The organism is Brevundimonas sp., assembly GCF_036732845.1.
In the GTDB taxonomy this organism is placed as follows: Bacteria; Pseudomonadota; Alphaproteobacteria; order Caulobacterales; family Caulobacteraceae; genus Brevundimonas.
In genome coordinates, this window is record NZ_DAINBO010000004.1 from 48,987 (window position 1) to 69,916 (window position 20,930).

Consider the following 20,930-nt stretch of genomic DNA (forward strand, 5'->3'; position numbering starts at 1 on the left):
GGCCTGGCCGCGGATCGTGAGGGAAGTGGCGCGACGCATGGCGGACGACCGGATCTTCGGCGAGGACGACGAACCCCGGCGGCTGCCCGGCGCGGGTCGCGGCCTGGCCCCGCGCGGACCCGACGGCGCGGTCGACGTCTGGCGGCCCGAGCGGGTGGTCGACGAACCCGCCATCGACCTGGCCCAATATTGGCGCCTGCTGTTCAAATACCGTTTCGTCATCGCCGCCTGTTTCATCGGCGCGATCGTTCTGGGCGTGGCGGCGACCCTGCTGATGACGCCGATCTATACGGCGACCACGACGATCCAGATCGACCGGGAATCGGCCCGCGTGCTGGAGACCAGCGACGTCTCGCCCAATGCGGCGGCCATGCAGGCCGAGGAGTTCTTCCAGACCCAGTACGGCCTGATCCGCAGCCGGTCCCTGGCCCAGCGCGTGGCCGAGAGCGAGGGCCTGGCCGCCGACGCCCGCTTCCTTCAGGCCATGGGCATGGCCTCGGGCGACGGCGCCGCCGCCGCCGCCCCGGCCAGCTTGGCCCGGCGTCAGGACGCGGTGGTCGGCATGCTGCAAGCCAATCTGGGCGTCCAGCCGGCGCGGGGGTCGCGCCTGGTGAACATCACCTTCGACAGCCCCGACCCGGTGCAGTCGGCGCGCATCGCCAACGCCTTCGCCGTCAACTTCATCCAGGCCAACCTGGACCGCAAATTCGATTCCTCCTCCTACGCCCGCGACTTCCTGGAGCAGCGTCTGGCCCAGACCAAGACCCGCCTGGAGGAGGCCGAACGCTCGCTGGTCGCCTACGCCCAGCAGCAGGGCATCATCAATGTCGACGAGACCACGGCCGCCGGCGCCGATCCGTCGGGCGGGGGCGCGCGCTCGCTGGCCGCCAACGACCTGTTGGCGCTGAATTCGTCCCTGACCCGCGTGCGCGCCGAACGGATCGCCGCCGAGCAGAAATGGAACCAGGTCAATTCGTCCAGCCTGATGAGCCTGCCCGAGGTGTTGCAGAACCCGGCCATCCAGCGCCTGACGGAGAACCGCGCCACCCTGAACGCCGAATACCAGCAGAAGCTGTCGATCTACCGGCCCGAGTTTCCCGAGATGCTGCAGTTGAAGGCGCGCATCGACGAGACCGACAGCCAGATCCGCACCCTGGCCAACGAAATCCGCTCGTCGATCCGCCAGAACTACCAGGCCGTCTTGGGTCAGGAGCGCGCCCTGCAGGCCCAGGTCAACGGCCTGAAAGGCGATGTGCTGGACCTGCGCAGCCGCAGCATCCAGTACAACATCCTGCAACGCGAGGTGGACACCACCCGCAGCCTCTATGACGGCCTGCTGCAACGCTACAAGGAGGTCGGGGTCGCCGGCGGCATCACCGCCAACAACATCTCGATCGTCGACCGCGCCCGGCCGCCGGGCGGGCCGTCCAAGCCGAACATGATGCTGAACCTGGCCATCGCGGCCATCCTGGGCCTGGGCTTCGGCGTGTTGCTGGCCTTCGCCATGGAGGCCCTGGACCAGTCGCTTTCGACCCCCGAGGACGTGGAGTCCAAGCTGGACGTGGCGGTGTTGGGCGCCGTGCCGATCCTGCCCAGGGGCCAGACGCCGGTCGAGGCCCTGGCGGACCTGCGATCCGGTTTCGCCGAGGCTTATTATTCGCTGCGCACGGCGCTGCAATTCTCCACGCCCAACGGCGCGCCCTCGACCCTGTTCGTCACCAGCGCCCGGCCGGGCGAGGGCAAGTCGACCACAGCCCTGGCCATCGCCGAGAATTTCGCCCGCATCGGCCACCGCGTGCTGCTGGTCGACGTCGATCTGCGCAAACCCTCGATGCACCGCCTGCTGGGCGCCAACAACGACCGGGGCATGAGTTCGATCCTGTCCGGCTCGGCCAGCCTCAGCGACGTGGTCCAGCGGCCCGAGGACGGCGGCCTGTGGTTCATCCCCTGCGGTCCCCTGCCGCCCAATCCGGCCGAACTGCTGAGCGGCGCGCGGGTCCAAGGCTTCCTGGACGAGAGCCGTCGCCGGTTCGACATCGTCGTCATCGACGGGCCGCCGACCCTGGGCTTCGCCGACGCCCCGGCCATGGCGGCCAATGTCGCGGGCACCGTCTTCGTCATCGAGGCCAACGGCACCCGCCGCGGCCAGGCGCGCGGCGCCCTGGCCCGACTGAGGATGGGCCGCGCCCGGATTCTCGGCGCCGTCCTGACCAAGTTCAACACCAAGTCCAGCGCCTACGGGGCCTATGACTACGCCTACGACTACGCCTATGGGGCGGATTCCAACGCCGACCGTAAGGCCGATACTTGAGCCGCGCCGCCGCCCCTGACGCGAGGGCGGCTCGGCGGGCGGCCGGACGAGCGCCGGACGCCCTGGTCTTTCTGGTGATCGTGGCGGGCGTCTGGATCGCCTGGCAGATTCTGCGCAACGCCCTGGTGCTGACGGCGGCGCCGGACCTGGCCCTGCGGCTGGGTCCCGACGCTCCGACGGTGCTGACCCGCGCGGCCGAGGCCGAACTGGCGGCGGGCCGGATCGACACGGCCCAGCGCCTGGCCCAGCGCGCCCTGACCCGCAAGCCGTTCAACGTGGCGGCCCTGCGCGTCGCCGGCCTGGCCGCGGCCAAGGAAGGCGACCTGGAGGCCGCGGATCGGATGCTGACCCTGGCCGGCAACTGGAGCCTGCGCGATGACCCGGCCCATAGCTGGCTGGTCATGCACCGGCTGGAGCAGGGGCAGGCCGCCTCGGCCCTGGCCCACGCCGACACGTTGATGCGTCGCCGCACGGACCTGAGACCCCGGTATTTCGACCTGATGATCAGCCTGGCGTTGCGCAACGACGTCCAGGCCCAGGGCGCCCTGGTGGCCCTGTTGCGGCGCGAGCCGCCGTGGCGGATCGACTTCTTCATCCATGCGCTGGAGCGGCCCGAGGGCCTGCCCGTCGCGGCGGCGGTCGCCGTCGCCCTGAAGGACGGTCCCGGCCGCGTGACCGAAGAGGAAAAGGCGCGGCTGTACGGCACGCTGATCGCCCAGGGCCGCATTCCGGTGCTGCGCGACCTGATCGTCCGCATCGAGGGCGCCGCGCGGCCGGCCCTGAGCCACGGCGACTTCACCGACGGGACCGGCGCGCCGCCCTTCGGCTGGAGCCTGCCCGCCGGGGCCGGGGTTCTGGCCGAGATCGCGGCCGATCCCGAGGGCGGCCAGCCCGCCCTGCACGCCGTCGTCGCCGACATGGCCGGCCGCACGGTCGCCGAACAGCTCGTGCTGTTGACGCCGGGGCGTTGGCGGCTGTCGGGACGGTTCCGCGTCGAACAGGGCGAACCCAGCGGCCGCCTGGCCTGGACCCTGGCCTGCGCGACCGGAGACCGCGTCTTGGGGACCGCCCCCCTGTCGGCCCCCGCGCACGGAGCCTGGACAGGATTTTCGACCGTCATCGACGTAGGTCCCGACGCCTGCGGCGCGCAACGGCTCACTCTGGCCAGCCGAGTTCAGGACCGGCGGTCCATGGTTGAAATCTGGGTGGACGACGTGGCGCTGACCCCTGTTCGATAGGGCGTCGGACACGTCCGGCGCGAAAATTCACATTCCCATTATTGCTCCGGGAACCATTTGGGCGCATAGGGTTTTGGAACTGTGCGGCGTTTCCGCAAAGTCGAGAGGGTTTGAGATGCGCAAGATCATCGCTGCTTCGGTCATCGGACTGGCGCTCGTCGGCGGTCAGGCCCTGGCCTCGAACGGCGCGGCCCAATCGCTGCGCGTCGGCGACCGCGTGGGCGCCGCCCTGGGCGAACGTGAGGATTTCGCCCTCGGTCCCTGGCTGGCGAGCGGCGGCTTCTTCGGCGGCGGGGGCGTCTTCGGCACCATTCTGACGATTGGTCTCATCACCACCGTCACCGTCATCACGGTGGACCAGGTCTCCAGCGACAACGAAAGCAGCCCGTCCTGAGTGAGTCCTGAACTCGCCTGAACCCATTTCGGGCCAGAAGCGGCTGTTGGCGATTTCCGTCAGCGCCCTTCTGGCCTTTTCAATTCTGATCGGCGGCGCAGCCCCGCCCCGCCCCGTCCTCCTGGCGATCCTGGAGTTTCTGGGGCTGGGCGTTCTGATCTTGGCCGTCTTGCGCCTGGGCGCCGCCGGGGACTGGCGGCGGCACGGATGGGCCGTGGCCCTGGCCCTGGCCGTGGTCGCGGTTCCCCTGATCCAACTGATCCCCCTGTCGACGCCGTTGTGGGCGCGGCTGCCCGGTCATGCCGAGGCCGCCCTGGCGCCCGCCCTGGCTGGGGCGACGCCGGGTTGGGCCGCCCTGTCGCTGACGCCCGACCGGACCTGGGCCACGGCGCTGGGCCTGATCCCGGCCCTGGCGGTCTTCGCCGCCTGCCTGGTTCTGGACGCGCGACAGCGTTTCGCCCTCGTCGTCATCGTCCTGATCGGCGCGGCTTTGAGCATATTGTTGGGCGCCTTGCAGGTCGCCAGCGGCGACAACACCCTGCACATCGACGCCCGCACCGCCGACGGCGCCATGGCGGGCTTCTTCGTCAACCGCAATCATTTCGCCACCCTGGTGCTGATGAGCGTGCCCTTCGCGGCGGCCCTGGCGGCGCCCAGCCGACGCTGGCCGGTCTCGCCCAGGATGTTGAGTTGGGCCTGCGCCCTGTTCGGCCTTCTGGCGGTCATCGCCCTGGCCGCCATACGGTCGCGGGCGGGGGTGGTGCTTCTGGCGCCCGCCATGCTGTTGGGCCTGTTGATCATCGCGCGCTCGGGCGAGGCGGGGCGGTCGATCCGCGCCCTGCGCCTGTGGCTGTTGGGCGGCGTCGGCGCGGGACTGGCGGTGCTGGCCTTCGGCCTGTCGCCCTTGATGGCCCGGTTCGAGCAGGCGGGCGGGGGTCAGGAACGGCTGGACCGCTGGCCCGAGGTGCTGGAGGCCGCGGGCCGTTATCAGCCGCTGGGTTCCGGCCTGGGTTCGTTCGACGCCGTCTATCGGTCGGTCGAACCCGTGGCGTCATTGGATGCGACCTATTTCAACCACGCCCACAACGACTATCTGGAGTTGTGGCTGGAGACCGGCTGGCTGGGTGCGGCGGTTCTGATTTTCGCCCTGGTCTGGGCCGCGCCGCGATGGCTGAGAAGCTGGCGCGACAAGGGCGAGACGCGCGGCGATCCTCTGGTGCGGGCGGCGGGTGCGGCCCTGGTGCTGCTGGCGATGCATTCGGTCGTCGATTTTCCGATCCGGTCGACCACCATCCTGGTCCTGACCGCCCTGTGCCTAGGCCTGATCGCGGCGGCCGAGCCGCATCGGGCCGCGCCGCGCAAGGACGTCGTCACGGCCTGAGCGGACGCCCCGCATGCCGCTCGGCCACGATCCAGGCGTGCAGCCGGACCAAGGCCTCGGCGCGGGCCGGGGTCGGCGGATGGCCGTCGAACGGGCGGCGTCCCAGGGTCCGCCCCAGCCGGGTCACGAAGGCGGCGGCGCCCGAAGTGTCATAGCCCGCGCGGGCCGCTAGGATCAGACCCGCCCGGTCGGCCGCCTCTTCGCGTGCGCGCGTGCCGCGCCGGGCGCCGGTCTCCTCGGGACGGCGCAGATTGTGCGCCATCTCATGGGCGATGACGAAGGCCAGGTCGTCGTCGCGGACCGCATAGTCGGCCAGGGCGCTGGACACCGAAATCCGCACCCCGTCCGAGGCGGCGAACAGGCGCGACGAAGGCTCGACCTGGACGGGCCAGGGACAGCGGCCGCGCGGACGCACGACCAGATCGACGACCCGGCCCTCACGGCGGACGCGCACGGGGATCGGCGCGGCGGCGGTTTCCGCCTCGATGTCGTGCAGCGCCCGGGCCATGGGCGCATAGTCCGCCCGCGGCGTCGGTGCGCGTGCGGCGTCGAAACGGCGCCGCCCGAAGCTCAGAACCACATCGCCTTCGCGCACCCCGCCTCGCGCCGCCGGGCCGTCGGGCGCCAGGGCCATGACGCCCAGATCCCCACCGTTCAGCCCGAAGACCGAGGCGACGGCCGGACGAAGGCCGGGTCGGTACTGATCCAGGTCGTGCAGGGTCCAGCCCAGGCCCGGCCGGGCGCCGCCGCACAGATCGGCCGCGGCCTCGCTCAGTCGCCAGCCTATGGCCAGGACGCGGCGGTCCTGGTCGCGCAGGGCGTGCAGGGCGGTTCGGGGACCGTCCGCGCGCGCAGCCGCGTCGGCGACGCTCGGCGCCAGGATCAAGACGGCGCCGATCGCGAACGCGGCCCGCGCCCGCTTCAAGGTCGACCGTCCCGGATCGGATCGAGGGCGACGGCCGGAGACGACGACGGACGCGCCGCCCGTTCCCGCGCCATGGCGGCGCGGTCGCTGAACTGCTGAAGCGCGTCCCCCGCCGTGGTGCTGGCCGCCGAAAACAGCAACAGCCAGGCGAACAGGGGGTGCACATGCTCGAACCAGCCGACGCCCTGATAGCTGGTGATGAAGGCCACGGTCCAACAGGCCCCGGCGATGGCGATCGAGCGCACGTTCGAGCGCGGATGCCGACGGGCGGCCCGGATGGTCCTCAGCGCCCGGACGATCAACAGGCCGCAGAAGAACGCCAGCAGGCAGAAACCGATCACCCCCGTCTCGGCCAGGCTGCGCAGGAAGCTGTTCTGGACCTGGCCGACGTCCCAATAGCGGGTCATGCCGCGAATGCCGGCCAGATTCTGGGCCTCGGCCTTCAGGCCGATCATCGACTGGTTGATGCCCACGCCCCAGATCGGACTGTCCTGGAAATGCCGCCAGCCGATCTCATAGGACAAGAGCCGCGTGTTCCAGGAATAGACCAGGTGGTCTGACTCCAACATCGAGGCCACGGTGGGATACAGCCACACGCCGACGACCACGAAGGCGATCAGCCCCAGGATCACGACGAAGGACCGAAAGCGCGTCAACGGGATCAACGCCAGGGCCAGACCCAGCATCAACAGCGCCGCCTTGCCGCCGGTCAGCCACAGGGCCACCAGGCAGGCGCCGGCCCAAAGCGGTCGACGCGACAGGGTGAAATACAGGGTCGGGAAGACGATGACCGGCGAGATGGAGTCGCCCAGATAGCCGAAATACCGCCCGCCCGAGCCTGAGAAGGTCTCGCCCAGACCGAACAGCCGCGACAACAGGATATTGCCCACGATCACCACGGCGATGACGCGGATCGCCAGATCCCACAGCCGCTCGATGCGGTTCAGGTCCCAGTTGACGGCCGCCAGGGTCAGGGCCGGCAGGAAGGCCGCCACCATGACGACCGCGTATTGCAGGCCGAAGAAGAGGTCGCCGTTCGGGATGACCAGTTGCTGCAAGGTCAGCAAGGCCCCGTACAGCGCCAGGAACACGATTTCGGGCCGGAACCTGTACCGTCCCGCCATCACGAAGCCGAAACACAGGGCGACGACGCCGACCAACGCCACCTTTGGCGCGCGCAGCAGGTCGTTATCGTCCGAATAGGCGAACGGGATGAGGAACAGGAAGAAGACCAGCGGCGGCGTCAGGCGCGCCAACATGGGGCGCGATCCCGGATCGGACGCTGTGGCGACGGCTGTCATGAACCAACCCTGTCGGAAGGCGCAAAAGAAGACAACGCCTAACCCCGCGCCTCGCGCGTCAGGAACCGAGAGTTTCTGAATGTAAGTTTCATATTCGTAGGTTATGCGTTTCAGAGGGATGAAAGACCCCGCGCCGACGCTGGGGATTTCGATGGGGGCGGAATGACGCAGGATCACGATCCGCCTGACGAACGGCGCAGGAGCAGCGACCGTCGCGTCGCGGCGTCGCCGCGCACGGGCGCGATCCGCCTGGGTCTGCTGGTGGCGCTGGACGTGGCCTGTGCTCTGGCGGTGCTGTTCGTCTCCATCGCCTGGCAAAGAGAGATTTATCCGCAGTGGTCGCTGCCCAGTCCCGAGTTGAGCGCCGCCGTGCTGGCGGCCATCACCATCGGCTCGGCCCTGCTGCTGCGGCCGGGACGCAGTTGGGCCGCGGTGACGGAAAGCACCATCGCGCGGCTGATCATCCTGGGCGGCGTCATCACCCTGTTGTGGCTGGTCGCCGAATTCCTGCTGAACCGCGGCGCGGAGCTGCCGCGTCAGGTGCTTCTGCGATACGGCGTCAGCCTGCCCCTGGCGTTGATCGCCATGCATTGGCTGACGGCGACCGTGGCGCGGGTGCTGCATCTGACGACGCAGCCGCCGCTGGGCGCGCCGGCGGCGGTGGTTCTGGGTCGGCCGGGCGACGCCCGCGCCCTGGTCGAATACATCCAGACCCTGCCGGATCGGGGCGGGCTGGTCATATTGGGCGTGGTCACCGACGAAGCCGTGCCGGTGCGCACCCTGGCGCTGAAGGAGGTGCTGGGCGCCGGGTCCGACCTGGTCGTCATCTGCGAACGGCTGGCGACCGAACGGCGGCTTCCGCCCGTCGTCCTGCTGGCGACCCGGCGCGACGGCTTGCGCGCCGCGACGCGATCGGCGCTGGACGAGGCCGCGGACGGACGCGGTCTGACGGTCATCGACGTGGCCGCAGACCTGACCCGCAGTTTTGAAACCGTGACCCGGCGCCACATCGTGCGCCGCCGCACCGTCCCCATCGGACTGCAGCCGCCCGGCGGCGGTTTCTCGGCGGCGGCGCGGCGCGGCCTGAACATCGGCCTGGCCGCCGCCGGCCTGGTCGTCGCCGCCGTCCCCATGCTGGTGATCGCCGCCCTGGTCCGGGCGGCCCTGGGGGCGCCGATCCTGTTCCGCCAGGAACGGGTGGGCCGCGACGGCGAGCCGATCGTCGTGTCCAAATTCCGCACCATGCGGTTCGCCTCGACCGACGGCGGCGACGCCCTGCCCGACGACGACCGAACCAATCCCATCGGCGCCTGGCTGAGAAGCTGGCGGCTGGATGAGACGCCCCAGCTCTGGAACATCCTGGTCGGCGACCTGGCCTTCGTCGGTCCCAGGCCCCTGGTGACCGAACAGGTGGCGGGGCTGCCCGATCGCGGACAATTGCGTGGCCAGGTCACCCCGGGCCTGACCGGCTGGGCGCAGATCCACGGCGGGCAGGCCCTGTCCCTGGAGGACAAATTCATCATGGACGCCTGGTATGTGAAACACGCGACCCTGGGCCTGGATCTGAAGATCCTGGCGCTGACGGCGATGCGTCTTCGCCGCTTGGAGCGCGTGGACGCCGTCGAGGCGGCGCGGTGCCGCGCCGAGATCAAGGGCGACATCAAGGCCTGGCTGCACGAGGCCAGGGCGTGACGACAGCCGAACGCCCCGTCTCTTCCGCCCTCTTCGTCGGGGCGGATCTGAAATACATGATCGACTTCCGCGCGCCCCTGATCGCGGCCCAGACCGCGCGCGGACGGCCGGTCACGATCCTGGCCGCGCCGACGCCGGACTTCGACGAAGGCGCCGTCCAGCGGCTGGGCGCGCGCTTCATCCCCTGGCCGTTGCGCCGCACCGCCCTGAATCCGATCGCGGACCTGCCGGCCCTAGCGGACCTGTGGCGGATTCTGCGTCGGGAGCGCCCCGGCCTGGTCTTCGCCCACGCCGTCAAACCGGTGATCTACGCCATGATCCTGGCGCGGATGGCGGGGGCGCGGACCCGTGTGGCCATGATTCCGGGCCTGGGCTACGCCTTCGGCCGCGATGGCGGCGTCAAGGCGGGCCTGGTGTCGATGACGGCCCAGGCCGCCTATGCCCTGGCCACGCGTTGCGCCAGCCTGGTGATCTTTCAAAACACGGACGACCGCAACGAACTGCTGGCGCGCGGCGCCCTGTCGCCCCGAACCGCCACGACGGTGGTGGACGGCTCCGGCGTCGATGTGGAGCGGTTCGCCCAGACGCCCCTGCCCGACGGACCCGCCGTCTTTCTGATGACGGCGCGTCTGATCCGCGACAAGGGCGTGCACGACTTCGTCGAGGCGGCCCGGCGGGTGCGCGCCGAGGCGCCCCAGGCGCGTTTCGTCCTGATCGGCGCGCCGGACGCCAATCCGAACTCCGTCACCGAGACCGAGCTGGAGGCCTGGCGCCGCGAGGGCGTGGTCGAGATCCGGGGCCAGGTCGCCGATCCGCGCCAGGCCTTCGCGGACTGTCACGTCTTCGTGCTGCCGTCCTATTACCGAGAGGGCGTGCCGCGCACCAATCTGGAGGCCCTGGCCACGGGCCGCGCCGTCATCACCTGCGACACGCCCGGCTGCCGCGAGACGGTGCGCGACGGCGTCAACGGCCTGCTGGTCCCGCCGCGCGACCCCGCCGCCCTGGCCCAGGCCATGCTGGCCCTGGCGCGCGACCCGGCGCGCGTCCAGGCCATGGGCCGGGCCAGCCGCCTTCTGTGTGCGGAACGTTTCGAGTTGGGAACCGTGACGCGCGCGACGCTTTCGGCCATGGATCGTGCGGAAATTTCGCAAGGCGGCGCCGATGCGTGAGACCCTGAACCAGCGAAGCGATTCCCAGGCGCTGATGCAGGCGATGATGGCCGCGCGCCTGACGCCCGAGATCACGCTGTACGACGTCGGCTGCGGCGAGAAGCCCTTCGCCGCCTTTCTGAAGGGGCGCGTCGCCGCCCATGTCGGGGTCGATGTCGACTACGGCTTCTACGACACCCGCCATATCGACCTGATCGGCAGCGCCGACGACCTGCCGATGGCGGACGGATCGGTCGACGCCATCCTGTCCAGCCAGGTGATCGAACACCTGCCCGATCCCGAAAAGGCGATCGCCGAGGCGGCCCGAGTGCTGAAGCCCGGCGGCCTGTTGTTTCTCAGCTATCCCTATCTTTATCCGATCCACGCCCCGCCCTGGGACTTCGCCCGGCTCAGTGAATTCGCCATGGACCGAATGCTGACGGCCCATGGGCTGGAACTGGTCGAGCGCCGCACCCTGGGCGGCTTCTGGTATCTGCTGGGCGCCGTGACGCCGATCTACCTGGCCGGCTTGCCGCCTCTCAGGGCGCTGAGGCTGGGCGGGGCGTTCGGCTGGATCGCCCGGACCCTGTGCCGGGGTTTGCACGGGCTGGAGGCGGCGTCGCTGCGCCTCATGAAGCGAGACGTCGCCGCATCCCGCATGGCCTGGGCCGTCACCTATGTGCTGACGGCGCGCCGGTCGGAGGCGACGACGCCATGACGTTCGCGGGGGGCGTCATCGGCTTCGTACGGCAGGAGGGCCGGGTTCTGCGGCGACTGGCCGGAGACATGGGCAGCCTGACCGCGCAACGGGTGTTCCAGCGGGCCGTAGGCCTGGTCAGCCTCTATTTCGTCGTCCGTCACCTCAGCCAGACGGACTTCGGCCAGTATCAATTCGCCGCCGTCGCCGTGGCGACCGTGGCCTTTATGGCCCTGCCCGGTCTCGACAATGCGGTGATGCAGTCGGTCGCCCGCGGGTCCGAGGCCCTGTACCGCCGCGCGACCCGCGCCGCCCTGTTCGGCAGCCTGCTCGGCGCGGTTCTGCTGGTTCTCGCGGCCCTGGTTCTGCGGTCGCATCGGCCCGAGGTGTTTCTGCCTCTGCTGGTCGCCGCCGCCCTGTTTCCCGCCTACGCCGGCCTGACCCAGTGGAAGAGCGTGCTGTTGGCGCGGACGCGCTTCTCGGTCTGGGCGCTGACGGAAAGCCTCGTGTCGCTGATGACGCACGGCCTGCTGATCAGCGCCGTCCTGCTGGACGTGCAATCGCTATGGATCTTCGTGGCTCTGTATTTCGGGCCGGGCGCCGTGATGAACGTCCTGGCCAGCGGTCTGTGCTGGGCGCGGATGAACGAACCGGGCGACACCGACGAGAACGACAGGCTGTTCCGCTACGGCCTGGGCGCCTCGGCGGTCACCATGGTCAGCTTGGTCGCCGAACAGATCGAGCGCATCGCCATCTTCCTGCTGCTCAGCCCCGCCGTCCTGGCCGTCTATCTGGCGGGGGATCGTCTGTCGGAGCTGGTTCGCAGCGTGGCCCAGGACGGCGCGGCCGTGCTGGCGCCTCGGTTCGCGCGGATGCGCGCCTATGAAGGCAAGGTCGAAAAGGCGATCTGGTTGATCTGCATGGCCGCCGGGGTCGGCATCATCGGCTTCGCCTTCACCCTGGCTCCGCCCCTGCTGATCCTGATCTTCGGTCACGATTACGCGCCGTCGATCCCCTTCGCCCAGGCCCTGTTGTGTTCGGTGGCCATCGGCAATGTCGGCCAGTTTCAGTTCCGCTTCATCCGTTCGCAGTTGGACGGGGAATCGTTCCGCACCGTGACCCTGTGGACCTCGGGCCTGCGCATCGTGGCCGGGTTCGGCCTGGTTTACGTCTTCGGCGTCTGGGGAGCGGTGGCGACGGTTTTCCTGCATCGAGCCGTGTTGAGTCTGCTTTCATCCGCCGTGATCCGGCGGCGCTATCGCTCCGCCACGTCCGAGGTCGGCCATGGATAGTTCTCCCAACAGCCCCATGAAGAACGTCGACCCGGCGACCGTGCGCGACTTCGGCCGTGAATGGGCCGCCTATGATCAGTCGCCGATCGCCACGGACGAACTGGCGATCCATTTCGGCCAGTATTTCTCGCCCTTCCCCTGGGAGCGGCTGCACCACGGGGCCGAAGGGTTCGACCTGGGCTGCGGCTCGGGCCGCTGGGCGCAATTCGTGGCCCCGCGCGTCGGTCGGCTGCACTGTCTGGACGCCAGCCCGCAGGCGCTGGAGACGGCGCGTCGCAACCTGGCGGACCACGACAACATCACCTTTCACAACGCCAGCGCCGGCGACATGCCCTTCGCCGACGCCAGTCTGGACTTCGGCTTCTCGCTGGGCGTGCTGCATCACATCCCCGACACGGCGGGCGGCGTGAAGGAATGCGGCCGGGTGATCCGGCCGGGCGGAGTACTGCTGCTGTATCTCTACTACCGGTTCGACAACCGGCCCTGGTGGTACGGCGGCCTGTGGGCGCTCAGCGAGATTCCCCGCTGGATCATCAGCCGCCTGCCGTTCGGCCTGAAACACGCCGTCGCCTACGCCATCGCCCTGACGGTGTACTGGCCCCTGGCGAGGTTGGCCCGGTGGCTGGATCGGCGCGGCGTCGACGTGACGAACTTCCCCCTGTCCAACTATCGCTGGCAGGGCCTGTATTCGCTGAAGACCGATGCGCTGGACCGGTTCGGCACCCGGTTGGAGCAGCGCTTCACCCGACCCGAGATCACCAAGATGCTGGCCGACGCCGGCTTCGGCGACATCCGCTTCCGCGAGGAAGGGCCGCCCTTCTGGTGCGTCTCGGCCATACGGCGGGCCGGATGAGGCGGGCGGTCGCGGAAACTCTTCGGCGTCACGCCGACCGCCCGGCCCTAGTGGCCGAGAGCGGCGACGTCTGGACCTATGCGCGGCTGGAGACCGAGGCGCGGGCGGTGGCCGCCGAGCTGCCCGGCCCGTGTCTGACGGTGATCGAGGGCGGCAATGCGCCGTCCACGATCGCGGCCTATCTGGGCGTCCTTTTGAACGGCGGCCTGGCGCATCTGGCCGAGAGCGGCCGCGCCGACGCCTTGCGGGCGGCCTTCGGTCCCCTGGTCCTCATCCGTTGCGGCGACATGACGACGGCGATCGAGACCGGCGACGACAAGGGTTCGGGCGAAGGGGTCCATCCCGACCTGGTGCTGCTGTTCTCGACCTCGGGCACCACCGGCGCCAGCAAGATGGTCAAGATCACCAACGGCGCCATCCGCTCGAACACCGAGGCCATCGTCGACTATCTGGGCCTGACGGCCGAGGACCGGGCGATCACTTCGTTGAAGCCGACCTACACCTACGGCCTGTCGGTGATCCATTCGACCCTGTTGTCGGGCGGCGCCCTGCTGTTGACCGACCGTTCGGTGCAGGACCCGGCCTTCTGGCGGTTTGCGCGGACGCACGGCGCCACGACCCTGTCGGGCGTGCCGCACACCTGGGAGGTCCTGGCCGACGGCGACGATCTGGAACGAACGCCCAGCCTGCGCCTGCTGACCCAGGCGGGCGGCAAGCTGCGGCCCGAGCTGGTGCGGCGGTTCGCCGAACGCGGCCGCAAGGCGGGCTGGGACTTCTGCGTCATGTACGGCCAGACCGAGGCCGCGCCGCGCATGGCCTATCTGCCGCCCAAACTGGCCGAGACGGCGCCCGAGGCCATGGGCGTGGCCATTCCCGGCGGCGAGCTGTCGCTCCAGGACGAGCAGGGCCGCACGATCGACACGCCGGAGACCGAGGGCGAACTGATCTATCGCGGGCCGAACGTCATGGCCGGCTATGCGACGCGGCGCGCCGATCTGGCGGCCGCCCAATCCCTGGGGCGCCTGGCCACCGGCGACCTGGCCGTGCGGCGGCCCGACGGCCTGTTCGTCATCACCGGGCGGCGCTCGCGTTTCATCAAACCCCTGGGCGTCCGCATCGGCCTGGACGAGGTCGAACGGCTGCTGGCGGCGCGCGGCGTGACGGCGGCGGCCGTGGCCCAGGGCGAGGGCCTGTTGGTCGTCTGTGAAGGCGCCGAGGCGACGTCGGCCGCGCATCTGGCCCAGGAATTGGGTCTGCCGACGACCCTGGTCGAGACCCGGCGGGTGGACGCCCTGCCCCGCCTGGTCTCGGGCAAGCCGGACTATGGCGCGCTGAAGCCGACGACGCCGAGCAAGGCCTGGCTGCCGGCCCATCCGCTGCGCTTCGCCCGCGACACGGCCGTGGAGACCTGGCGGCTGCTGGCGGGCGGCGGCGACCGCACGCGCGCCGTCGTCGATGTGTTCCGCGACGTGCTGCGCCGCCCGGTGACGATGACCGACAGCTTCACCTCCCTGGGCGCCGATTCCCTGAACTACGTCGAACTGTCCGTCGCCCTGGAAGACGTCATGGGCCGCCTGCCCGACGGCTGGACCCATATGTCGGTCGAGGCGCTGGAACATCGCCGGGAGGCCTGGTCGTGAACGACATGCGGTCGGTCGAGACCGTGGTCGTGGCGCGCGCGGCGGCCATCGTCCTGGTCGTGGCCAATCACGTGGTGTTCGGCATCAACATGCACGGCGGCCTGAACGCGCTTCTGGTCGTTTCGGGCCTGGCCATGGCCCAGTTCGGCTTCGGCGCGACGACGCGCGAGGCCGTGCGCGCCATGTTCCGCTTCGGCGTGCGGTTGATCCTGCCCAGCTTCCTTTTGGCCCTGGTCTGGCAGGTCGGCGTCGGACACATCAGTCTTCCCGAACTGGGGTTCTGGAGCAATTGGCTCTACAAATTCCGGGTCGCCCTGTTTCCCATCTGGTACGCCCAGGCGATCGGTCAGATGCTGATCGTGCTGATCCCCCTGTTCCTGCTGACCGACATGGGCGCGCGGATCGCGCGACGCCCGATCCTGTGGGTCGGCGGCCTGTATCTGGTCAGTTGCGGCCTGGCCCTGGCCTCCTATGCGACGTGGGACACGACCTATTGGGCCGACAAGCTGCCGCACCTGATCCTGTGGAACCTGGTCTTCGGATGGCTGATCTGGGCCGTTCGCGCCTCGGACCTGCCCACGCTCACGGGGCGCTGGCTGTTGACCGGGGTGCTGGCGGCGTCCGTCGCCGTCCTGTTCCTGGGCGTGGACGCCTTCGGCGGCGAGACGCGGGCGATCTATATGCCGCTGATCATCCTGCCGGTGATCTGGTTGGACCGGATCAGCCTGCCGAACGTGCTGGCGCGCGTGACCATCGTGATCAGCCAGGCGACCCTGTTCATCTTCCTGTTCCACTACTACGCCTTCTGGGGGATATGGCGCATCGGCCGCCTGATCGGCCTGGAGGTCGAGGCCCAGAATCCCTTCCTGCGCCTGTTCGCGGGCATCATCGGGCCGGTCGTGCTGTGGGCGGTTTGGACCGCGGCCCTCAGGGTCTATCGCCGCGGCTATCGCTTGGGACCGGCGACATGAGCGCCCGCCTCGCCTTGTCCGGCGCGGACCCGGCGCCTAAGGTCGGCGCGCCCGCGATCCGCCGCCCCGGGAGCGCCCCGACCATGGCCAGGCCCCTGGCGACCGTCGCCATGACCGCCTTCAACGCCCAGGACACGATCGAACACGCCCTGGCCTCGGCCCTGGCCCAGGACTGGCGGCCGATCGAGATCCTGGTGGTCGACGACGCCTCGACCGACGGCACGGCCGACCGCGTCGCAGCCATGGCGGCGCTCCACCCCCAGATCCGCCTGATCCGCCATGCCCGCAACCAGGGGGTCGCGGCGGCGCGCAACAGCCTGCTGGAGGCGGCGGCCGGAGAGTTCGTGGTCTTTTTCGACGACGACGACGAAAGCGTTCCGCACCGCATCACCAACCAGATCGCCCGCATCGAGAGTTATGAATCCCGGTTCGCGCCGGGCGGACCGGTGATCTGCCATGCGGCGCGTCTGCAGACCGCGCCGGACGGGACCCAGAGGATCGAAACCACCATGGGCGGACGTGAGACGGTTCGCGCCCCGCACGGCCGGGCGGTGGCCGAGCGCATACTGACAGGCCGGCCCCTGGCCGACGGCTACGGCGCCTTGGCGACATGCAGTCAGGCCGCGCGGCGCTCGACCTATGTCCGCGTCGGCGGCTTCGACCCCGCTTTCCGGCGCAGCGAGGACACCGACCTGTCCATCCGCCTGGCCCTGGCGGACGCCCATTTCGTCGGCGTGGCCGAACCCCTGGTGCGCCAGACCCTGACCCTGGCCGGCGACAAGACCCTGACGGCCGAGCGCGAGGCCATGCTGGCCCTGCTGGACAAGCACCGGGCCGTGTTCGGAACCGCGCGCGCCCATGCCTTCGCCCGTCGCTGGACGGCGCTGAAATTCGACTGGCTGGCCGGGCGCCGCGGCCGGTTCGCCGCGGGCCTTCTGGCCCTAGCCTTGAACCGCCCGGTCGAGACCGCGAAACGGCTGGCCTACGCCCTGCCGATGTCGGCGTCGCGGGCCGGGGTGCGCGACCTGCACCGCCGCGGCCCGGCGCCGGGAGGGGCGGGATGAACTGGCGCCTGAAGATCGCGGCCAAGGTCGCCCTGTCGCGCCTGGGCCTGCCCTATGACCGCTGGCGCGAGCTGGGTCTGTTCCGGCTGGGCCGGATGGACCGGCCCGACTATGCCTTGAGGACCTTTGACCTGCATGTCCGCCGCGCCTTCCCCGACGGACGGCTGGACGGAAAGACGGTGCTGGAGATCGGGCCGGGCGACAGCCTGGCCTCGGCCGTCGCCGCGCGCGCGCACGGCGCTGATCAAACCCTACTGGTCGACGCCGGCCCCTATGCCCGGCGCGAGGTCGATCTGTACCGCGCCATGGCCGCCGCCCTGACCGAACGCGGCCAGACGCCGCCCGACCTGTCGGACGCACAGACCCTGGAACAGGTGTTGGCGCGTTGCTCGGCCCGCTATCTGACGACCGGGGTCGAGGCCTTCGCGGCGCTGCCGGATCGGTCGGTCGATCTGATCTGGTCGCATTCGGTGCTGGAGCACATTCCGCTGAAACAACTCCCGCGCCTGCTGGCCGAGATGCGCCGGGTGCTGACGCCGGGCGGGCGGATGTCGCACAACATCGACTTTCAGGACCACCTGTCCCACGGCCTGAACAGCCTGCGGTTTTCCGAAGCGGTCTGGGAATCGCCGACGATGCGGAACGCGGGCTTCTACACCAACCGCGTGCGCGCCCGGACGATGCACGACCTGATCCGCCAGGCCGGGTTCGACCTGATCGTCGAGGATTTCGGCCGCTGGCCCGCGCTTCCCCTCGCCCGGCGCGACCTCGATCCCGCCTTCCGCGATCTGACGGACGATGAGCTGTCGATCCGCACCTCGCACCTGTTGGCGAGACCGACGTGACCCGGGTGACGGTGGGCATCACCTGTTACAAGGCGTGCGACACCATCGCCCGCGCCATCGCCAGCGCGGCGGCCCAGACCTGGCCGGATGCCGAGATCCTGGTCGTCGACGACGCCTCGGACGACGGCTCGGCCGAGGCCGCTGAGGCGGCCTTGCGAGACCTGCCCAACGGGCGGTTGATCCGGCGGCCGGTCAACGGCGGCGTGGCGGCGGCGCGCAACACCCTGCTGGCCCAGGCGACCGGCCGCTACATCGCCTTCTTCGACGACGACGACGAGAGCGCGCCGGAACGGATCGCGATCCAGGTCGCGCGGATCGAGACCGAACCGACCGGCGGCGGGCCGGTGCTGTGTTTCGCCTCGGGCGCGCGCCGCTATCCCAACGGCTATGAGATCCAGGCCCCGGCCATCGGCTCGCAAGGCCGCCCGCCCGAAGGAGATGAGGTCGTCGGCTATCTGCTGGTGAACCGGCGCACGGCCGACGCCTTCTACGGCGCCGGCACGCCCAGTTGCGCCCTGATGGCGCCGGTCGCCGCCTTGCGGGCCGTCGGCGGCTATGACGAGACCCTGGGCCGCGCCGAAGACGTGGACATCGCCATCCGCCTGGCCCTGGCGGGGGGGCGTTTCGTCGGCTGCCCGGAGCGTCTGTATCTGCAACACGCCACCCAAGGTTCGGACAAGACCCCGGCGCGGAACCTGGCCGCCGAATTGGCGGTGGTCGACAAACACCGCGCCTGGCTGGAGCGGCAGGGCCTGTACCGCCACGCCCGCGCGTGGTTCCAGTTCCGCGAGGCCTGGTTCTCGCGGCGGCGCGGCGAGGCCGCATGGCGCGCCTTCGGCCTGTTCCTGAACCGGCCGATCCTGACCGTGCGACGCCTGTTGCAGTCCGGTCCCGCGCGGCTGGCGCACGAGGGCCGCATGAACCGGGACGCCGGTTCGGCATGAGAATCCTGTTCAACAGCCGCAAATACGACGGGGTCGCGGGCGGCGTGGAGCGGATGTCCGTTGTCCTGATGAACGAGATGGTCCGACGCGGCCATCAGGTGGCCCTGACGTCCCTGGACCCGCCCGAGGCGCGGACCTTCTATCCGCTGGACCCCGCCGTCGACTGGACCCGCATCGCCATCGGCGACCCGTCGCGGCGCGCCTCGCCGCGCGAAATCCTGGCGCGGCTGGCGGCCATGCGCGGCGTCGTGCGGCGCTTCCGTCCCGACGTGATCATCGGCTTCCAGCACGGCGCCTTCGTCGCCATGGCCGCGGCGGCCCTGGGCATGGGCGTTCCCGTCATCGCCGCCGAACGCAACGCCCCCCAGCGGTTCGACCATCAAAAGGACGGCCACGGCCGGACCTTTCAGTTCCAGAGCTTTCGTCTGGCGCGGTTCGTGACCGTACAGTTCGACGCCTATCGCGACGGCTATCCCGATTTCATCCGTGACCGGATCGTCAGCATCCCCAATCCGGTCGGACGCGTCACGAAAACGGCCGATCCGAAGGGTTCCGAGACTGGCCGCAAGACCCTGCTGTGCGTCGCCCGGCTCAGCGCGCAGAAGAATCCGGCGGTTCTGGTCGGCGCCTTCGGGCGGCTGGCCGACGACTTTCCCGACTGGGACCTGGTTCTGGTCGGCGACGGCGAGGATCGAGCGGAGATCGAGGCCCTGGCCGCGTCCGCCGCCCCGCCCGGCCGCATCCGCCTGATCGGCGCCCAGACCGATGTCGCGCGCCATTACCGCGACGCCCAACTGTTCTGCCTGCCCGCGCGTTGGGAGGGGTTCCCCAACGCCCTGGCCGAGGCCATGGCCCACGGCCTGCCCGCCGTGGGCTTCGCCGACTGCGCCGGGGTCAATGTCTTGATCCAGCCGGATCGCACCGGCCTGCTGGCCGCGCCCATGGGCGACGAGGCGGCCCTGGCCCAGGCCCTGGGCGCGCTGATGGCCGATCCCGACCGTCGCGCCGCCCTGGGATCGGCGGGGCGAGACGCCATCGCCGCCTATGCGCCCGACGCTGTCTTCGACCGATGGGAAGCCCTGTTCGCCCAGGCGGCCCGGCGATGAAACTGCTGTTCGCCATCAAGCGGCTGGAGCGCGCCTCCGGCGGGTCGGAACGGGTTCTGGCCCATCTGACCGCCGCCCTGGTCCGGCGCGGCCATGCGGTGACGGTCCTGACCTGGGACGCGCCCGACGCCCGGCCCTTCTATCCGCTCGATCCGGCGGTGCGGCTAATCAACCGGGGCGTCGGCGACAGCGCCCGGCCGACCCGACCGCACGAGCTGCCGGCCCGCATTCTCGATCTGCGCCGCACGATCATGGCCCAGGCGCCGGACGTGGCGATCGGCTTCGGCCATTCGATGTTCGTGCCCCTGGCCCTGGCCCTGACGGGAAGCGGCCTGCCCGTGATCGCCAGCGAGCACGGCGCCCGCGCCCATTATCGCGACCGCGCCGTCGACTACGCCCTGTTCCGTCTCGCCGCCCGACTGGTCCGGCGCGTGACCGTGACGACCGAGGCCGTGGGCGCCGAATACACCGCCGATGTCCGCCGCCGCATGGTGGTCATGCCCAATCCGATCATGATCGCCCCACCGGCGACATCGACGCGTTCGGGCCGTTTAGTCCTGAACGTGGGGCGGCTGGAGGAACAGAAGGACCAGGCCCTGCTGATCCGCGCCTTCGCCCGGGTCGCGCCGCGCTTTTCCGACTGGCGGCTGCGCATCCTGGGCGAGGGGCGTCTGCGGCCGGAGCTTGAGGCCCTGGCCGCAGAGACCGGCCTGGGCGACCGCATCGCCCTGCCCGGCGTGACCGACGACATCGTCGGCGCCTATGCCCAGGCCGACGTCTTCGCCCTGTCGTCGTCCTACGAATCCTTCGGCCTGGCGACGCTGGAGGCCATGGCCCAGACCCTGCCCGTCGTCGGCTTCGCCGATTGTCCGGGCACGAATGAAGTGGTCCTGGATGAGCAGACCGGCCTGCTGGTCCAGCCCGGAGACGACCGTGTCGACGCCTTCGCGGCCGGGCTGGAGCGGCTGATGGCCGACGCGGCCCTGCGCGAACGGCTGGGAGCGGCCGGGCGGGCGCGGGCCGAGGCGATGGCGGGAGCGGACGATTCGGCCGATCGCTGGGAACGCTTGCTCTGCGCCACGGCGGGACTAGCCTGACGTCATGTCCAGCCCCCGTCGCCGAATCGCG

18 protein-coding genes are annotated in these 20,930 nt (G+C 70.3%); 16 read left to right on the forward strand and 2 right to left on the reverse strand.

Going from position 1 to position 20,930, the window contains the following annotated elements:
* Positions 1-37 precede the first annotated feature (37 nt).
* The 4 genes from V7D63_RS02705 to V7D63_RS02720 all read left to right on the forward strand — a co-directional run bounded on the left by V7D63_RS02705 (position 38) and on the right by V7D63_RS02720 (position 5,324).
* Positions 38-2,311: a GumC family protein gene (locus V7D63_RS02705; protein WP_333590712.1), complete on the forward strand. Its 2,274-nt coding sequence runs from the start codon at positions 38-40 to the stop codon at positions 2,309-2,311.
* Positions 2,308-3,549, forward strand: a complete 1,242-nt coding sequence (locus tag V7D63_RS02710; RefSeq protein WP_333590713.1) for a tetratricopeptide repeat protein — start codon at positions 2,308-2,310, stop codon at positions 3,547-3,549. The genes V7D63_RS02705 and V7D63_RS02710 overlap by 4 nt, the downstream gene beginning before the upstream one ends.
* 115 nt (positions 3,550-3,664) lie before the next feature.
* Entirely contained in the window at positions 3,665-3,943 is a 279-nt protein-coding gene (locus tag V7D63_RS02715; RefSeq protein WP_333590714.1) for a hypothetical protein, read from the forward strand.
* Positions 3,944-3,989: 46 nt separating this feature from the next.
* Positions 3,990-5,324: an O-antigen ligase family protein gene (locus V7D63_RS02720; protein ID WP_333590715.1), complete on the forward strand. Its 1,335-nt coding sequence runs from the start codon at positions 3,990-3,992 to the stop codon at positions 5,322-5,324.
* Here V7D63_RS02720 and V7D63_RS02725 read toward each other — a convergent pair.
* Together V7D63_RS02725 and V7D63_RS02730 are read right to left on the reverse strand one after the other, a co-directional pair.
* A complete protein-coding gene (locus tag V7D63_RS02725) occupies positions 5,314-6,210 on the reverse strand; it encodes a M48 family metalloprotease (RefSeq protein ID WP_333590716.1) in 897 nt (298 codons plus the stop codon). The two genes, V7D63_RS02720 and V7D63_RS02725, sit on opposite strands and share 11 nt — an antisense overlap.
* A gap of 35 nt (positions 6,211-6,245) precedes the next feature.
* Positions 6,246-7,508: an O-antigen ligase family protein gene (locus V7D63_RS02730; RefSeq protein WP_333590717.1), complete on the reverse strand. Its 1,263-nt coding sequence runs from the start codon at positions 7,506-7,508 to the stop codon at positions 6,246-6,248.
* A 204-nt stretch (positions 7,509-7,712) separates the two neighbouring features.
* Between V7D63_RS02730 and V7D63_RS02735 the strand changes: the two genes are divergently transcribed.
* From V7D63_RS02735 to V7D63_RS02790, 12 genes are read left to right on the forward strand one after another with little or no spacing between them, the layout of a single operon-like run.
* Positions 7,713-9,242 (forward strand): sugar transferase, encoded by a 1,530-nt coding sequence (locus tag V7D63_RS02735; RefSeq protein ID WP_333590718.1) that lies wholly within the window; start codon positions 7,713-7,715, stop codon positions 9,240-9,242.
* Positions 9,239-10,411, forward strand: coding sequence for a glycosyltransferase family 4 protein (locus tag V7D63_RS02740; protein WP_333590719.1), 1,173 nt, complete (start codon positions 9,239-9,241; stop codon positions 10,409-10,411). Before V7D63_RS02735 ends, V7D63_RS02740 begins: the two co-directional genes overlap by 4 nt.
* Positions 10,404-11,108: a methyltransferase domain-containing protein gene (locus V7D63_RS02745; protein WP_333590720.1), complete on the forward strand. Its 705-nt coding sequence runs from the start codon at positions 10,404-10,406 to the stop codon at positions 11,106-11,108. Before V7D63_RS02740 ends, V7D63_RS02745 begins: the two co-directional genes overlap by 8 nt.
* Positions 11,105-12,379, forward strand: coding sequence for a lipopolysaccharide biosynthesis protein (locus V7D63_RS02750; protein ID WP_333590721.1), 1,275 nt, complete (start codon positions 11,105-11,107; stop codon positions 12,377-12,379). Before V7D63_RS02745 ends, V7D63_RS02750 begins: the two co-directional genes overlap by 4 nt.
* The gene (locus V7D63_RS02755; protein ID WP_333590722.1) at positions 12,372-13,232 is read left to right on the forward strand and encodes a methyltransferase domain-containing protein; all 861 of its coding nucleotides are present in this window, start codon (positions 12,372-12,374) and stop codon (positions 13,230-13,232) included. The genes V7D63_RS02750 and V7D63_RS02755 overlap by 8 nt, the downstream gene beginning before the upstream one ends.
* Complete coding sequence (locus V7D63_RS02760; protein ID WP_333590723.1) at positions 13,229-14,872, forward strand: non-ribosomal peptide synthetase; 1,644 nt, start codon at positions 13,229-13,231, stop codon at positions 14,870-14,872. The genes V7D63_RS02755 and V7D63_RS02760 overlap by 4 nt, the downstream gene beginning before the upstream one ends.
* Before the next feature lie 5 nt (positions 14,873-14,877).
* Positions 14,878-15,843 carry an acyltransferase family protein gene (locus tag V7D63_RS02765; protein ID WP_333590764.1) on the forward strand — a complete coding sequence of 322 codons (966 nt, stop codon included), beginning with the start codon at positions 14,878-14,880 and terminating at the stop codon, positions 15,841-15,843.
* Positions 15,840-16,907, forward strand: coding sequence for a glycosyltransferase family 2 protein (locus V7D63_RS02770; protein ID WP_333590724.1), 1,068 nt, complete (start codon positions 15,840-15,842; stop codon positions 16,905-16,907). The genes V7D63_RS02765 and V7D63_RS02770 overlap by 4 nt, the downstream gene beginning before the upstream one ends.
* Positions 16,904-17,752: a class I SAM-dependent methyltransferase gene (locus tag V7D63_RS02775; protein ID WP_333590725.1), complete on the forward strand. Its 849-nt coding sequence runs from the start codon at positions 16,904-16,906 to the stop codon at positions 17,750-17,752. Before V7D63_RS02770 ends, V7D63_RS02775 begins: the two co-directional genes overlap by 4 nt.
* Positions 17,749-18,696: a glycosyltransferase family 2 protein gene (locus V7D63_RS02780; protein ID WP_333590726.1), complete on the forward strand. Its 948-nt coding sequence runs from the start codon at positions 17,749-17,751 to the stop codon at positions 18,694-18,696. Before V7D63_RS02775 ends, V7D63_RS02780 begins: the two co-directional genes overlap by 4 nt.
* Positions 18,693-19,802, forward strand: coding sequence for a glycosyltransferase (locus tag V7D63_RS02785; RefSeq protein WP_333590727.1), 1,110 nt, complete (start codon positions 18,693-18,695; stop codon positions 19,800-19,802). The genes V7D63_RS02780 and V7D63_RS02785 overlap by 4 nt, the downstream gene beginning before the upstream one ends.
* Complete coding sequence (locus V7D63_RS02790) at positions 19,799-20,899, forward strand: glycosyltransferase family 4 protein (RefSeq protein ID WP_333590728.1); 1,101 nt, start codon at positions 19,799-19,801, stop codon at positions 20,897-20,899. Before V7D63_RS02785 ends, V7D63_RS02790 begins: the two co-directional genes overlap by 4 nt.
* Positions 20,900-20,930 lie beyond the last annotated feature (31 nt).

Bases quoted from the DNA above. Each gene is read 5' to 3' on its own strand.
- V7D63_RS02705 (WP_333590712.1), top strand. From the start codon at position 38: ATGGCGGACGACCGGATCTTCGGCGAGGACGACGAACCCCGGCGGCTG.
- V7D63_RS02715 (WP_333590714.1), top strand. From the start codon at position 3,665: ATGCGCAAGATCATCGCTGCTTCGGTCATCGGACTGGCGCTCGTCGGC.
- V7D63_RS02730 (WP_333590717.1), bottom strand. From the start codon at position 7,508: ATGTTGGCGCGCCTGACGCCGCCGCTGGTCTTCTTCCTGTTCCTCATC.
- V7D63_RS02735 (WP_333590718.1), top strand. From the start codon at position 7,713: ATGACGCAGGATCACGATCCGCCTGACGAACGGCGCAGGAGCAGCGAC.
- V7D63_RS02745 (WP_333590720.1), top strand. From the start codon at position 10,404: ATGCGTGAGACCCTGAACCAGCGAAGCGATTCCCAGGCGCTGATGCAG.
- V7D63_RS02750 (WP_333590721.1), top strand. From the start codon at position 11,105: ATGACGTTCGCGGGGGGCGTCATCGGCTTCGTACGGCAGGAGGGCCGG.
- V7D63_RS02755 (WP_333590722.1), top strand. From the start codon at position 12,372: ATGGATAGTTCTCCCAACAGCCCCATGAAGAACGTCGACCCGGCGACC.
- V7D63_RS02760 (WP_333590723.1), top strand. From the start codon at position 13,229: ATGAGGCGGGCGGTCGCGGAAACTCTTCGGCGTCACGCCGACCGCCCG.
- V7D63_RS02765 (WP_333590764.1), top strand. From the start codon at position 14,878: ATGCGGTCGGTCGAGACCGTGGTCGTGGCGCGCGCGGCGGCCATCGTC.
- V7D63_RS02770 (WP_333590724.1), top strand. From the start codon at position 15,840: ATGAGCGCCCGCCTCGCCTTGTCCGGCGCGGACCCGGCGCCTAAGGTC.
- V7D63_RS02775 (WP_333590725.1), top strand. From the start codon at position 16,904: ATGAACTGGCGCCTGAAGATCGCGGCCAAGGTCGCCCTGTCGCGCCTG.
- V7D63_RS02785 (WP_333590727.1), top strand. From the start codon at position 18,693: ATGAGAATCCTGTTCAACAGCCGCAAATACGACGGGGTCGCGGGCGGC.
- V7D63_RS02790 (WP_333590728.1), top strand. From the start codon at position 19,799: ATGAAACTGCTGTTCGCCATCAAGCGGCTGGAGCGCGCCTCCGGCGGG.